This window comes from Candidatus Polarisedimenticolia bacterium (assembly GCA_036001465.1).
Lineage (GTDB): Bacteria > Acidobacteriota > Polarisedimenticolia > Gp22-AA2 > Gp22-AA2 > Gp22-AA3.
The window spans coordinates 1-13,178 of record DASYUH010000022.1; the positions used below are offsets into that span (position 1 = coordinate 1).

A 13,178-nucleotide genomic window follows, 5' to 3' on the forward strand; every position below is an offset into this window, starting at 1 on the left:
GCGCACGACAATCGCATCTGCGCGTGCCACTTCCACCACGACCTGGGAGAGCACGGCTTGCTGGCGTCCTGCCGCGGCAAGGCGCCCCTCGGCATCCTGTGGAGGCTCGGGAAGAAGGACCTCGGGGTCTGGTACCGCAACGAGCGGAGGGTTGTCGCGCCAACAAGTGGATCAGCGGACGGATCGCACTCGCGCGCAATGCGATCCGAATGAACCCCGGCGAGAAGTCCCGGCTAGCGCCGCTCCGCGGGACCGTACGTTTCGATTCTCCCGTCCACGCGCACCGTCTCGATGAAGAGGTTCTTGCTGCTGCGGTGCTTGGGGATGAAGAACTCGTAGGTGTGCGACGCGCCGGTGATGCACTCTTCGCACGGCACCGGCACGACGGTCATCCGGGTGCGCGCCCCCAGATCGTCGATGCTCACGACGTTGAACCCCTCGATGTCGGTCTCCCCGACGGTCGTCCAGCGGATGACCGCCGATCCCCGTCCGATCGAGCCGGTGTGATCGACCACGATGTCCGTCACGCGCTGCCGGCACGCGTCGATCGGCACGCCGCAGGCGGGAGCGTACGCGACGCTTTGCGGAATGGATCGCGAGCGCCAGACCAGTGTCGCGTCGCCCGAGCCGGGATCCACCCTGAAGACGTGCATCTGTTCCACTTCGAAATTGCGCAGGACGATGAGGTACAGCGTCCCGTCCGGCGAGAAGAAGAGATCCTGCGGCCCGTCGGTCTCGGGGAGGGTGAGCCTCGAGACGAAGGTGAACGTGCCGGTGTAGGGGTCGAGCAGCCCGAGATCGATCGGAACGAGTTCGACGTTGGAGTGCGCCACGGCGAAGAGCCGGCCGTCGGGGGCGTAGGCCGAGGCCGAGACGAGATTGATCTGCCGCCCGTCCTGATCGCGGAATCCACCCATGCCGTGCACCTGGCCGGTCTCCGGATCGAGCTCGTACGGGGCATTCCCCAGGCCGAAGAGGCGACCCTCGGGCGTGAACACCAGGTCGTACAAGATGATGTTGGCCGAGCTGGGATCGCGCAGCTCCGTGCCGCGACCGGTGCAGGTGTCCACCGTCATCAACGAGGAGATGGCGTTGTCCCACACGAAGACCTGCCCGTCGGACGGCCGGGTCGCGATGGCGATCGGGTTGATGTTGCCGACGGGACCCACGATCGTGACGGTGCGACCGTCGAGATCGACGACGCTCAGGCTGTCGGAGCCCGAATCGACCCCATAGAGGACCCGGCACGCATCTCCCGATTGGGCCCGGGCAGGCCGCGGCAGCGAGCCGAGGGCGGCGGCCACGATCAGCGCGGGGACGACGGCGCGCACGAGTGGGCGGATGCGGACCAGCGAATCGTTCGGCATCGACGACCTCCCTGGGTGGCGGAATTCCTGCCGGGAACGTACGCGGAGGAGGCCCGGGACGCAACGTCAATCGTCGAGGGGCGGCGCGGTGAGCCGTGGAGGATTCGAACCTCCGACCCGCTGATTAAGAGTCAGCTGCTCTACCAGCTGAGCTAACGGCCCACGTCCCTGCGCAACACTTTGGGGTGAGTGATGGGACTCGAACCCACGACAACCGGGGCCACAACCCGGGGCTCTACCACCTGAGCTACACTCACCGCATGTCGTCTCGGACCGCGCGTCCCGGGAAAATCATGAGGACGGGTGGCGCGCCTGAGGGGATTCGAACCCCTGACCCACGGCTTAGAAGGCCGTTGCTCTGTCCCCTGAGCTACAGGCGCGTCTCTCCGTGGCCGGCCGCGCCCGTCGATCGCCACCCGGGAGCCGGTCATATTACCATAGCGCCCCGCGGACCGATCGAGGAGCCTGTCGCAGGGGCATCCTAGGGCACGAGGAACGGGAAACTTCTCACCCGCCCGACGGAATCGGTCGCGACCAGCGCGTGCGGGCCGCTCGAGAGTCCCTCGGCGGGGAGGACCACCTCGACCCGGCCGTCCCCCGCCCCGGTCCACGAGCCCTGCCAGATCTCCTTGCCTCCGGGCCCCAGGATCTTGAGCCGATACGGAGGACTGGCCGTCCGATCCCCCCCTCCGGGGGAAAAATCCAGACGGTACGCCCCGCCCGGTCCCGGGAGCGCCGTCAGGTGCGCCGGGTTCGGCCCGGCCATCAGTCCCTCGGCGCCGCGCTGCAGGACCACGATGGGCCCCGAGGCGTCCAGAGCGAGCGGCGCGGGCCGCGCCGGCGGGACCGTCCTCCTGCCGACGAGCCACGCGACCGGCACGAGCGCCGCGAGAATCAACGCCACGACCTGGAGCCCCAACCCTTGCGGGCGATCCGGCGGCCGCGCGTCCTCTGGAGCCTGCATCCGTGCACCCGGGCCCGTCATGCGGGGACAAGCGAAAGCCCCGCCGCCCCTCGGAGGACGGCGGGGCCCCGCGTCATGGATGGCGCGCCTGAGAGGATTCGAACCTCCGACTCCCAGCTCCGGAGGCTGGTGCTCTGATCCGCTGAGCTACAGGCGCGTGATTCGCGATCCCGGCCGGGGCGAAGGCGCCCTGGCGCCGGCCACGGCGTTGGTCGGGGCGAGTGGATTCGAACCACCGACCCTCTGCTCCCAAAGCAGATGCGCTACCAGGCTGCGCTACGCCCCGAGGGACGGCATTCTATAACAACCGGCGGCGGAATGGGATTCGCCGGGCCTGAAACGGGCGCTGGAATGTCTGGCACGCGCCCCGTTTTGGTGGTATGAAATCACCAGGAGTCAACCCTTTGAAGAGGATCATGCCCCTGCGCCGCCTTCCTGTCGCGGCATTCGTGTGCGCCCTCGCGGGCCTGGCTGCTCCAGTGGCGTTCGGCCAGACGAGCGGGGGTGTGCGGGGGACCGTCATCGACGACAACGGGCACCCCCTCCCGGGGGCCGTGGTCACCCTCAAGAACGAGCACCAGGCGTCGCCGGGCCGCGGCGCCGTGACCGGCTCCGCTGGGGAGTTCCAGATCGCGTCCCTGCCGCCGGCCGGGGACTATGCGCTGAGCGTGCGTCTTGCCGGCTTCGCCACCGTCACGCTCCACGACATCGAGGTGCCGCCCGGGCGATTCGTCAGCCTGCAAGTCGTCCTGCAGCCCGAGTCACGCCTGAGGGAGCGGGTCGAGGTGCGGGCCAAGCCGCACGTCGTCGACCTGGACGACACGACGATCGAATCGCGCTTCAGCTCGGAGTTCATCGAGGCCCTGCCGATCCTGGGGCGGGACTACCAGGACATCCTGTCCCTGGCCCCGGGAGTCAGCGACGTGGACGGCGACGGCAATCCCAACATCCACGGGGCGCGGGACACCGACGTCGTCACCCTGGTCGACGGCGTGTCGACCACCGACCCGCTCACCGGGAAGATCGGGGCGCAGCTCAACATCGAGTCGATCCAGGAGATCGAGATCAAGACCTCGGGCGCGACCGCCGAGTTCGGCCGGGCGCAGGGGGGTTTCGTCAACATCATCACCAAGTCGGGCGGGAACGAATTCAAGGGGACCTTCAAGTTCTTCTGGCGCGGATCGCTCCTCGACGGGGACGGAGCGGGATCGGACAGCCCGCGGCTGCACGCCGGAGTCGGCGAGGTCGGGATCCGGGACCTGCATTTCAACGACTACCTGCCGTTCCTGTCCTTCGAAGGGCCGATCGTCCGCGACCGGGCCTGGTTCTTCATGGCGCACGAGTATGTGCACCTGGATGAGCCGGTGAACGCGCTCAACACCGCCTTCGTCGCCGGGACCCGCGAGTTCCGGGAGTTCGCCAAGCTCACCTGGCAGGTGGCCGCGAACCAGCGGTTGTCGTTGTCGCTCAACTACGACCCTCAGGAATATTTGAACCGGGGGCTGAACAGCTTCTCCCGGGTCGAGAGCGGCTTCACCGACAAGGTCGGCGGCCCCATCCTGACCCTGAAGGCCGTGTCGATCCTGAATCCCTACGTGTCGCTGGAGACCTCGGTGTCGCATTTCGACGAGAGACCGGCGCGCACCCCGACGCTCGATCCCGACACGAACCACAACGGCATCATGGCGATCGACTTCGACCGCGACGGGGAGCTCCAGGCCCGGGAGCGCGATCCGGGGGAGGACTTCGATCTCGACGGCGCGTTCGACGTGCTTGAATTCACCGACGATCTCGACGGGGACGGCCGGATCGTACGACATGGGTGCGAGGGGGCGATGCGCGAGGACAAGGACTGCGACGGTCGCCTGGACGTGGTCCCGGAGGACGTGAACCGCAACGGAATCCTGGACTCCGGCGAGGACAGGGACTACGACGGGAATCTCGACGCCGGCGACGAAGACCGGAACAGGGACGGTAACCTGAACGACACTCCGTTCCCCGCGACGCTCTACCCTTATGGCCGCCTCGCGCCGGTGGCGCCGGACCGCGACTACAGCCTCAACCAGAAGACCGGCATCGTGAGCGGCCCGTTCTACCAGGACCTCTTCGACCGGCGCCGGCGCTTCACCTTCCGCCAGGACCTCTCCGCCTACCTGCCCGACGCGCGCGGCAGCCACGACGTGAAGGTCGGCCTGATCGCGGAGCGGGAAATGTTCGACCGTCGCGTCTCGTCGCGCGCCCTGCGCGCCCCCTACATGGTCGGCAAGAAGGGCTGCCCGCCCGTTCAGCAGGGGAACTTCGAGAAGCCCTGCGTGAGCACCGTGCGCGTTCTGATGGCCGCCGACAGCCCGGTCGACAACGGCGCGCTCGGCGTCACGGCGGGGATGTACGCCCAGGACAACTACAAGCCGGTCCCCAACCTGAGTCTCGGGCTGGGGCTCCGGTTCGAGCGCGAATCGGCCGACACATTCGGCTTCTCCTACTTCGATCCGGCCCCGGAGCGTCTGCTCTTCAACCGCCTCAGGTCGATCGCCGGCCGGACGCCTGGAAGCTCCGGCCTCCAGGTCGAGGCGGACGAGATCCAGAGGTACGGAATGCTCGCGGATCCTCTCTACAACGGGATCGGAGGGCTCTCGACGATGCTCCTCCCCCTGCGGCGCTCGGTGGAGAGGGTGGCCCTGGGCCGGCTGACCCGGCCCCACACCTCGGTCGCCTTCACCTCGGCGGAGCTCCTCGGCCTCCTGCCCGAGATCTTCAGCGGCCAGGAGGTGGATCCGAGAAAGGCCCTGGAGTACGGCTTCCTGCCCCAGCAGCGCCAGAGTTTCCAGCTGACGAACCACAACCTCGCCCCGCGGCTCTCCGTCTCCTGGGACCCTCCGGCGGACGGGCGCACCAAGGTGTTCGCCTCCTGGGGGCGCTACTTCGACAAGCTCTTCCTGGGGACGATCGTCGGCGAGGAGGGGCCCGACTTCCTGACCCGCTATTACCTGTATGACGCGTCCGGCCTCAACGGATCGATCCCGGACGCGAACCTGGGCAACGTGATCTCGAAGTCCCCTCCGTCGATCACCCAGGTGGACCGCTCGCTGCAGACCCCCTTCAGCGACGAGCTGACCCTCGGGTTCGAGCGGGAGGTCGCCCCGGAGGTGGCCCTGTCCGTCACCTTCGTCGATCGGCGCTTCCGCAATCAGCTGCAGGACGTCGACGTGAATCATTCCCTGAGGCCCGACCCGGTGACCGGCGGGCCTGCCGACCGGCTCGGCCTCCCGCAATTCGCGCCGGGAACGTCCGGTCAGGACAACGCCCTGCCGCTCCCGGATGGCTTCCCCGATCTGTACGTCCACAACATCTTTTTCAATCAAGTCCTGCGGGTGGGGAATTACAACGAGGCGCGCTACCGCGCCATCGCGGTCGAGCTGCGCAGGCGTCTGGCCCGCCGCTGGGAGATGCAGGGGTCCTACACCTATTCGCGGGCGGTGGGGTCGGCCGAGGACTTCCAGTCGCGCCTCGGGAACGACCCGTCCACCGTCGAGACGGAGTTCGGATACCTGGACTACGATCAGCGCCACGTCGTCAAGCTGAACGCCGCGATCCTGCTTCCACGCGACTGGCAGATCGGCGCCTCCGCGAGCTGGGCTTCCGGGCTCCCCTACTCCATCATCTCGCGCTTCTTCGCGCTCGACGACGCCAACTACCTCCAGTTCCGCACGCGCTACGGCTTCACCACCAAGGTCGACGGCAACTGGAGGTTCGTGCCGGTGCGCCGCAACAGCCTGCGCAACCATGCGGTCCGCGACCTCAACTTCAGGGTCCGCAAGACCCTGCCCGTCGGCCGGAACGCCGGGGCCCTCTTCCTCGAGGTCTTCAACGTCCTGAACACCGACGACCTGCGCATCTTCAATTACCTTCCCACCGAGGCCGACTCCTTCAATCCGAACGACCCGACCCCCCTGACGCGCCTGCAGCTGGACGGCGTGCGCCGTTTCGGGCGCAGGATCCAGATGGGGTTTCAGTTCGAGTTCTAAGGCTCCTGGAGCCGTCTCCTGATAGAATCCCGCCCCTCCGAGGGAGACCCTCAGTGAAGATCGGCATGCTTGGCTTCGCCAAGGTCGGAAAGACCACCCTGTTCAACATCCTGACCGGGGCGCACGTCACCGTCGACCGGTTCGCGTCCGGCAAGGTCGAGCCGAACGTCGGCGTCGCCAGGGTTCCCGAGCCGCGGCTCGACCGCCTGTCGGCCATGTTCAAGCCGAAGAAGACCACCTACGCGCACGTCGACTTCCTCGACATCCAGGGGCTTTCGAAGGGCGAGGCCGAGGCGGTCGACCTGAAGGAGATGCGCAACGTGGACGCCATCGCCCACGTGGTGCGCGCCTTCCGGGACGATGCCATCCCGCACAGCGAGGGCGCGATCGATCCGCGGCGCGACGTCGCCACGATGGAGACCGAGCTGATCCTGGCCGACCTCGACGTGGCGCAGCGCCGCCTGGAACGCCTGGAGCTGAACATCAAGAAGGCGAAGAACAAGGACGACGAGCTGGAGCTGCCGGTCGTCAAGCGCTGCCTCGAGGGGCTGGAGCGCGAGAAGCCTATCCGCGAGCTCGACCTGTCCGAGGACGATCTCAAGAAAATCCGCGGGTTCGCCTTCCTGACCGCCAAGCCGATCCTGATCGTCGTCAACCTGGACGAAGCGGACGTGCCCAAGATGGCCGGCTACGTCGAGGCCTTCGGGCTGGGGGACCTCGCCGCCCGTCCCCGCATGGCGCTGTGCGCCATCTCCGCCAGGCTGGAGGAGGAGATCGCCTCGCTCGAGGCCGCCGACGCGCGGGCCTTCCTGGACGATCTCGGCCTCCAGGAGCCGGCCCGGGACCGGCTGATCTGGGCGGCGTTCGGCCTGCTCGGGCTCGTCCAGTTCTTCACCGTCGGCGAGGACGAGTGCCGCGCCTGGCCGGTGCGGCGCGGCGCCGCCGCCCCGCGCGCCGCCGGCACCATCCATTCCGACTTCGAGAAGGGGTTCATCCGCGCCGAGGTCGTGGCGTACGACGACCTCATCGCCACCGGCAGCATCGCGGCGGCGCGCGAGAAGGCGAAGCTGCGATCCGAGGGAAAGAGCTACGTCGTCCAGGACGGTGACGTCATCAACTTCCGCTTCAACGTCTGAGGGAGGGAGTCGCGCGCCTCAGGCGCCCCGGGCAAGCCCGATCACGGCCTCCGCCAGGACGTCCTCCTGTTCCTCGAGCACGGTGCGCAGGTCCAGGAGGACCCGGCCCCCCTCGATCCGCGCGATCACGGGGGTCGAGTGCGCTCGCAGGCGCTCCTCGACGGCGCGGGCCGACAGGCCGCGGGCGACGACCGAAACCAGGGTCGTCGGCAGCCCCTCTTCGGGCGCCGAGCCACCGCCCGGAACGGACATCCCCGGCACCACTTCGAGCGCCAGCGCCTCGCCGGCGCGCGCCGCGATCGTCTCCGCCAGCCGGCGCGCCCGCGTCCCCACCTCCTCGTACGTGGCGGTCACCATCCGCGCGACCGGCAGGTTCGTGGGGGCCGTGCCGCGGGCGTATTCCAGGAGGACCGCCTCGAGCGCCGCGTAGGTCGTCTTGTCCAGCCGCAGGGCCCGGCTGAGGGAGTTCTCCTTCATCCTCTTCACCAGACCGGGCCGGCCGACGAGGAGGCCCGCCTGCGGGCCGCCGAGCAGCTTGTCGCCGCTGAAACAGACGACGTCCGCGCCGTCCGCGAGGGCGTCGAAGACCGACGGCTCGTTCCGGATGCCGTGACGCGCCAGGTCGAGCAGGTTGCCGCTTCCCTGGTCCATGACCACCGGGATCCCGCGGCGCCGGCCGAGGGCCGCGACCTCCTTCAGCCCCGCCTGGGCGGTGAAGCCGACGATCCGGTAGTTGCTCGGGTGAACCTTGAGGATCAGTCCCGTCCGCGGACCCAGCGCCTTTTCGTAGTCCAGAAGGCGGGTCTTGTTGGTCGTGCCGACCTCCTTCATGATGGCGCCGCTCTTGCGCATCACGTCGGGGATGCGGAACGACCCGCCGATTTCCACCAGCTCGCCGCGCGACACGACGACCTCCTTCCCCTCCGCGAGCGTGTTGAGGGCCAGGAGGACCGCCGCCGCGTTGTTGTTGACGACGTGGAACCCCCGCCCCGGGAAGAGCAGGGAGGCGACGCGGTCGAGGTGCGACGAGCGCGAGCCGCGCGAGCCCCGCGCCAGGTCGTACTCGAGCGTGGTGTAGGCGCGGGCCACCTCGACCATGCGGCGGGCGGCCGCCTCGGGCAGGATCGCCCGGCCCAGGTTGGTGTGCAGGACGACGCCCGTGGCGTTGATCACCGGGCGCATGCTCGAGGTCGTCCGCGCCCGCGCCTCGCGCTCGACCCAGCCCGGGAGAGCGTCCACCTCGGCCGCGAGCCCCGCGCCGTCGAGCTTCCGGCCCACGGTCCGGCGGCGCAGGTCCAGAAGGCGTTCCCGCACGAGGGAGGCGATCAAGGCCCGGCCGTGACGGGCCGCCGCCTCTTTCAGGTCCTCGCGCTCCATGACCGCATGGACCTGGGGGATGGACCGCGGCGCCGCCCGGACGGCCGTGCGTGCGCCTCCCCGGGAGCGCCCCCGGCCGGGCCCGGGAGCGGGCCTGCCGGACAAGGACCTGGACGACGGCATCGGGATGACTCGCCTCCGCGGCCCGGCGAGCACATTGTTGCAATCGCCCGGGGAGCGGCATTTCACCACACGTCTTCGCGGGCTGTCAAAGTTCCGCCTTTTGAATTCGCGGCCCGCGCGACCCTATATTCAGTCGGGTCCGAAGCGTCCGGGCATCGCGCCCGGGCCCCCACAGACGAGGGCGCCCGACCTTGACCGTCGACGAGGAAATCCGCCGGCTCGACCTCGAAATCACCAAGCTGAAGATCCAGTTCGACCTCTATTTCACCGGATCGGTCCCGCGGCCGCCCACCAGCCAGCGCGACGCCCTGGAGAAGCAGGTCAAGCAGATGCAGTTCAACATCAAGTCGGTCGGCGAGAGGTTCCTCTACAACTCGGTGCTGAACAAGTTCAACGCCTATTCCGAGCTGTGGCTGAAGGGCCTGAGGACCAAGGAGGAGGGGGCGCACCTGCACCCGCTGGCCCGGCGCGCCGCGCATCACTCCGGCGCCTCCGGGGGGCTCACGGGAGGATCGAACGGCGGCGCGGCGCCGCGGCCGGCCCCCGGCCGGCGGGGCGCCGCGAAGGGGCCCGGCAAGCCCCCCGAGTCCTGGCGCATCCCGACCTCCGGGAAGGACGAGAAGACCCTGCGGAATCTCTACGAGACCTTCATCGCCGCCAAGGACCAGGTCGGGGACCGGAAGAAGCCCTCGTTCGACTCCTTCGCGCGCGAGATCGCCCGTCACACCGCCACCATCAAGGGCCGGGTCGATTGTGAGCAGATCGACTTTAAGATATACTCCAACGACAACAAGGTCAGCATCAAGGCCAAGCCCTTGAAGTAGGAGGTCGCATGACGGCACGCCCGGCGGCTCGAAACTCCGTTTTGACGGTCGCCCTGGCGGTCCTCGGCGCCCTGTTCCTCCTCTCCGGATCGACCGCCGCGCTGGCGCAGCCGCCCGAGGCCGAGACGGCCCCGGCCCAGGACGAGCCGGCCCGTGCTCCGGCGCCGGCCCCCGTCGCGGGGCTCACGCCGATCGACCAGGCGGTCCCCCTCGACTACAAGTCGATCGTCGAGAGGCTCTCCGTCACGCCGAACAACCCGGCCCTCCTCAACGAGCTGGGAAATGTCCTGGTGCAGCACGGACGCCTGCAGCAGGCGGTCGTGCAGTACGAGAAGGCGCTGAAGATTCAGCCGGACCTGTCGATCGCCTGGAACAACCTCGGCGTCGCCCGGACGGCCCAGGGAAAGTTTGCGGACGGGGAGAACGCCTACCGCAGGGCCATCAAGCTGAATCCGGCCTACGCCCTGGCCTACTACAACCTGGGAGCGAACCTCGACCAGAGGAAAAACTTCGACCAGGCGCTCGTCTACTACCAGAGGGCCATCGAGATCGACCCGGGCCTGCTCGACGTGCGCAACAATCCGCAGATCGCCACCAACCGCCACATCCCGGAGATCCTGATCCAGTCCTACCTCGACAAGGGGGGCTCGGTCGTCCTGGCGGTCCAGTCGATGTACCCGCCCAAGCCGAAGAAGAAGCCGAAGCCCTAGGAGCCTGTCAGGACGGACTCCTAGCGGGGAAACGCCTCCCGCACGCCGCCGTCGACCGGCAGGATGCAACCGGTCGTCTTGCCGGAGCGATCGGATGCCAGCCACAGCGCCGCCTGCGCCACGTCCTCCGCCAGGACGCGGACCTTGAGCAGGTTCCGCCTGCGGTAGAAGTCCTCCAGCTGGTCCGCCGGCACGCCGTGGGCCCGGGCCCGCTCCTCGCGCACCGCGTCCGACCACAGGCGCGAATCCTGGAAGACGGCGTCGGGGTTGACGATGTTGACGCGGATGCCGTGCTCCCCCGCCTCGATCGCCAGGACGCGGGCGAGCTGCGTCTCGGCCGCCTTGGCGGCGCTGTACGCGCCGAAGTCCTTGCCGGGCGCCAGGACGTTCTTGGACGCGACGAACACGAGCCCGCCGCCGATCCCCTGGTCCTTCAGAACTCGCAGGGCGGCCCGGGCGACGAGAAAGTGGCCCGTGGCGTTCACGTCCAGGGACCGCTGCCAGTCCTTCAGGTCCATCCGGTCGATCGGGGCGGAGTGCGCCATGCCGGCGTTGGACACGACGACGTCCACGCCGCCGTAGGCCAGAACCGTGTCCCGAAACGCCGTCTCGACGCTCGACTCCTCCGCGACGTCCATGCGGAGCCCGATGGCGCGATCGATCCCCTGCGCCTCGCAGATCTCGCGCGCCACGGCGGCCGCCCTCTCCCCGTCGAGGTCGGTGACCGCGACGTGGCACCCCTCCGCCGCGAACAGGCGGGCGATGGCGCGGCCGATGCCGTGGGCCGCGCCGGTCACCAGGGCCACACGACGCGCCAGCTCCTTCTCCGGCGGCGCCAGGCTCAGCTTGTACAGCTCCATCGGCCAGTACTCGACGTCGAAGGTGTCCTTGATGTCGAGCGAACGGTACTCGCCGATCCCCTGCGCGGCCCTCATGACGCCGACGGTGTGGTGGTAGATGTCGGCGACGATCCGCGTGTGCTTCGCGTCCTTCCAGGCCGTCAGCATGCCGACGCCGGGGATCAGGACGACGCGCGGCAGCGGGTCGAGCCGGGGCTCCTTGCCCGTGGCGTGTTGGCGCACGTACTCCTCGTACCAGGCGGCGTACTGCCGCAGCCCGTCGGAAAGCGCCGCCTTGAGCCCCTCGCTGCCGCCGGGCGTCTCGAGATCGGCCGGGGGCTCGACGAACAGCGGCCGCGGTTTCGTGTACAGGAGGTGGTCCGGCGTGGCCGGCCCGACCTGGCAGAGATCGCGGGCGCTCCGGGACGACACGAACTCCAGGACGTCCTCGCCGTCGTCGAAGCGCAGGATCACGCGCCCGCCGTGTCCCGGGGAGGCCCCCGCGGGCGGCGCCGCGGTCCCGCCCTTTCCCGACCCCGCATCCGGCGGACGGCCGCTCAGGAGCCCCCGCAGGAACGGCGCGATGCGGGCCACGACGGCCCGGCGCGCCTCGCGCGGCAGGGGCGTCCGCGCCGCCGGCCCGAAGACCGCCTTCCCCGCGCCGCGCTGCCGGGCGTGCTCCTCGGCGCGCGTGTTCATCTCGATGGTGGCGTCGTACGACTCCTTCGCGGTCTTCCCCCAGGTGATGAGCCCGTGCTTCTCCAGCATGACGCAGCGGGCCTTCGGGTGCGTCCGGACCGCCTCGGCGACCTCGCGCGACAGCGCGAAGCCGGGGCGCCGGTACGGCACCCACACGGCGTCCTGGCCGAACACCGCATCCACCTGCCGCCGGCCGTCCGCGGTGTTCGTCAGGGCCAGGATGGCGTCGGCGTGCGTGTGGTCGATGTGCGGGTGCGCCACGAACCCGTGCAGGAGCGTCTCGATCGACGGTCGCGGCGACTGCGGTTCCATGAGGGCGTGGACGAGGTAGGCCACCATCTCCTCGTCGGACATGGCCCCGCGCTTCTCGAGGGGCTCGAGATCGTCGAGCCGGATCCCTGGAAAGTGCTTCGGCTCGATGCTCTTGAGGTCGGACCCGCTCCCCTTGATCCGCATGACGCGGACGCGGCGGCCGCGGAAGTCGGTCTCCTCGTGCTTGATGGAGGTGTTCCCCCCTCCCCAGACGACCAGGTTCGGGTCCCGGCCGATCAGGCGGGAGCGGTAGACGAGCAGGTCGAGGCCGGACAGGCCGCCGGCTTCCTCATCGCGCCACAGATTCTGCATGGGCGGCGATTATACCCGCTCTTTCCGTGGCCCCCGGCGGAGGGTCAGCGTATATTCGGGGCGATGCCCCTCACCCCCGATCGCAAAAAGGTGATCCGCCTCGCGGGTCTTGCCGTGTCGGTCGCGGGCCTCGCCCTGACGCTTCGCGCCTTCATGGGCTTCGTGCGCGCGATGGCCGGCAACACGATCGAGGGCGGACCCGCGCTCATGCGTTTTCCGGAGTACTACCGGCAGGTGGGCGCCTACTACTCGCGCGGATTCATCACCGGCTTCTTCGCCTGCTACTTTCTCATGATGGTCGCCATCATCATCGGCACGTGGGTGGACGAGATCCGGCGCACCCGCCGCGCGGCCCGCTCCGCCGAAGCGCCCGCCATCCCGCGCCTCGCCGCGGAGTCCGCGATTCAGAAGTAGCCCCCCCGGGAGCCTGCGCCCGTCCGCCCGGTCCCGACCGGCGTTGTCACAGCCGGCCCCCGCTGCTAGAATCCGC

The 13,178-nt window shown here is 69.1% G+C and carries 10 protein-coding genes and 5 tRNA genes; 6 read left to right on the top strand and 9 right to left on the bottom strand.

What is annotated here, in order from left to right:
• The coding region (locus tag VGV60_04640) for a hypothetical protein (protein HEV8700545.1) at positions 1-213 on the top strand (213 nt) is incomplete at its 5' end.
• Positions 214-233: 20 nt separating this feature from the next.
• Here VGV60_04640 and VGV60_04645 read toward each other — a convergent pair.
• The 7 genes from VGV60_04645 to VGV60_04675 form a co-directional block, all read right to left on the bottom strand.
• Complete coding sequence (locus tag VGV60_04645; GenBank protein ID HEV8700546.1) at positions 234-1,367, bottom strand: hypothetical protein; 1,134 nt, start codon at positions 1,365-1,367, stop codon at positions 234-236.
• 89 nt (positions 1,368-1,456) lie between these two features.
• A tRNA-Lys gene (locus VGV60_04650) sits at positions 1,457-1,529 on the bottom strand.
• Between the two features lie 19 nt (positions 1,530-1,548).
• A tRNA-His gene (locus tag VGV60_04655) sits at positions 1,549-1,624 on the bottom strand.
• Positions 1,625-1,671: 47 nt separating this feature from the next.
• Positions 1,672-1,747 (bottom strand) — tRNA-Arg (locus VGV60_04660).
• Between the two features lie 101 nt (positions 1,748-1,848).
• A complete protein-coding gene (locus VGV60_04665; protein HEV8700547.1) occupies positions 1,849-2,331 on the bottom strand; it encodes a hypothetical protein in 483 nt (160 codons plus the stop codon).
• 80 nt (positions 2,332-2,411) lie between these two features.
• Positions 2,412-2,488, bottom strand: a tRNA-Arg gene (locus VGV60_04670).
• A 52-nt stretch (positions 2,489-2,540) separates the two neighbouring features.
• Positions 2,541-2,617 (bottom strand) — tRNA-Pro (locus VGV60_04675).
• Positions 2,618-2,747: 130 nt separating this feature from the next.
• Here VGV60_04675 and VGV60_04680 point away from each other — a divergent pair.
• Complete coding sequence (locus tag VGV60_04680) at positions 2,748-6,356, top strand: carboxypeptidase regulatory-like domain-containing protein (protein ID HEV8700548.1); 3,609 nt, start codon at positions 2,748-2,750, stop codon at positions 6,354-6,356.
• A 53-nt stretch (positions 6,357-6,409) separates the two neighbouring features.
• Positions 6,410-7,492 carry a redox-regulated ATPase YchF gene (ychF, locus tag VGV60_04685; protein ID HEV8700549.1) on the top strand — a complete coding sequence of 361 codons (1,083 nt, stop codon included), beginning with the start codon at positions 6,410-6,412 and terminating at the stop codon, positions 7,490-7,492.
• Between the two features lie 18 nt (positions 7,493-7,510).
• On the opposite strand, the gene selA is transcribed toward ychF, so the two are convergent.
• Positions 7,511-8,992 carry an L-seryl-tRNA(Sec) selenium transferase gene (gene selA, locus VGV60_04690; protein ID HEV8700550.1) on the bottom strand — a complete coding sequence of 494 codons (1,482 nt, stop codon included), beginning with the start codon at positions 8,990-8,992 and terminating at the stop codon, positions 7,511-7,513.
• Positions 8,993-9,183: 191 nt separating this feature from the next.
• On the opposite strand from selA, the gene VGV60_04695 reads away from it, so the two are divergent.
• Together VGV60_04695 and VGV60_04700 are read left to right on the top strand one after the other, a co-directional pair.
• Positions 9,184-9,816 carry an MXAN_5187 C-terminal domain-containing protein gene (locus VGV60_04695; protein HEV8700551.1) on the top strand — a complete coding sequence of 211 codons (633 nt, stop codon included), beginning with the start codon at positions 9,184-9,186 and terminating at the stop codon, positions 9,814-9,816.
• 8 nt (positions 9,817-9,824) lie between these two features.
• Complete coding sequence (locus VGV60_04700) at positions 9,825-10,526, top strand: tetratricopeptide repeat protein (GenBank protein ID HEV8700552.1); 702 nt, start codon at positions 9,825-9,827, stop codon at positions 10,524-10,526.
• Positions 10,527-10,546: 20 nt separating this feature from the next.
• Here VGV60_04700 and VGV60_04705 read toward each other — a convergent pair whose 3' ends face one another.
• Positions 10,547-12,688 (bottom strand): bifunctional aldolase/short-chain dehydrogenase, encoded by a 2,142-nt coding sequence (locus VGV60_04705; protein ID HEV8700553.1) that lies wholly within the window; start codon positions 12,686-12,688, stop codon positions 10,547-10,549.
• A gap of 63 nt (positions 12,689-12,751) precedes the next feature.
• Between VGV60_04705 and VGV60_04710 the strand changes: the two genes are divergently transcribed.
• Positions 12,752-13,102 (top strand): hypothetical protein, encoded by a 351-nt coding sequence (locus VGV60_04710; protein ID HEV8700554.1) that lies wholly within the window; start codon positions 12,752-12,754, stop codon positions 13,100-13,102.
• Positions 13,103-13,178: the final 76 nt, after the last annotated feature.

Excerpts from the sequence above, each read along its gene's own strand:
- VGV60_04645 (HEV8700546.1), bottom strand. The coding sequence starts at position 1,367 with ATGCCGAACGATTCGCTGGTCCGCATCCGCCCACTCGTGCGCGCCGTC.
- VGV60_04665 (HEV8700547.1), bottom strand. The coding sequence starts at position 2,331 with ATGCAGGCTCCAGAGGACGCGCGGCCGCCGGATCGCCCGCAAGGGTTG.
- VGV60_04680 (HEV8700548.1), top strand. The coding sequence starts at position 2,748 with ATGCCCCTGCGCCGCCTTCCTGTCGCGGCATTCGTGTGCGCCCTCGCG.
- selA (HEV8700550.1), bottom strand. The coding sequence starts at position 8,992 with ATGCCGTCGTCCAGGTCCTTGTCCGGCAGGCCCGCTCCCGGGCCCGGC.
- VGV60_04700 (HEV8700552.1), top strand. The coding sequence starts at position 9,825 with ATGACGGCACGCCCGGCGGCTCGAAACTCCGTTTTGACGGTCGCCCTG.
- VGV60_04705 (HEV8700553.1), bottom strand. The coding sequence starts at position 12,688 with ATGCAGAATCTGTGGCGCGATGAGGAAGCCGGCGGCCTGTCCGGCCTC.
- VGV60_04710 (HEV8700554.1), top strand. The coding sequence starts at position 12,752 with ATGCCCCTCACCCCCGATCGCAAAAAGGTGATCCGCCTCGCGGGTCTT.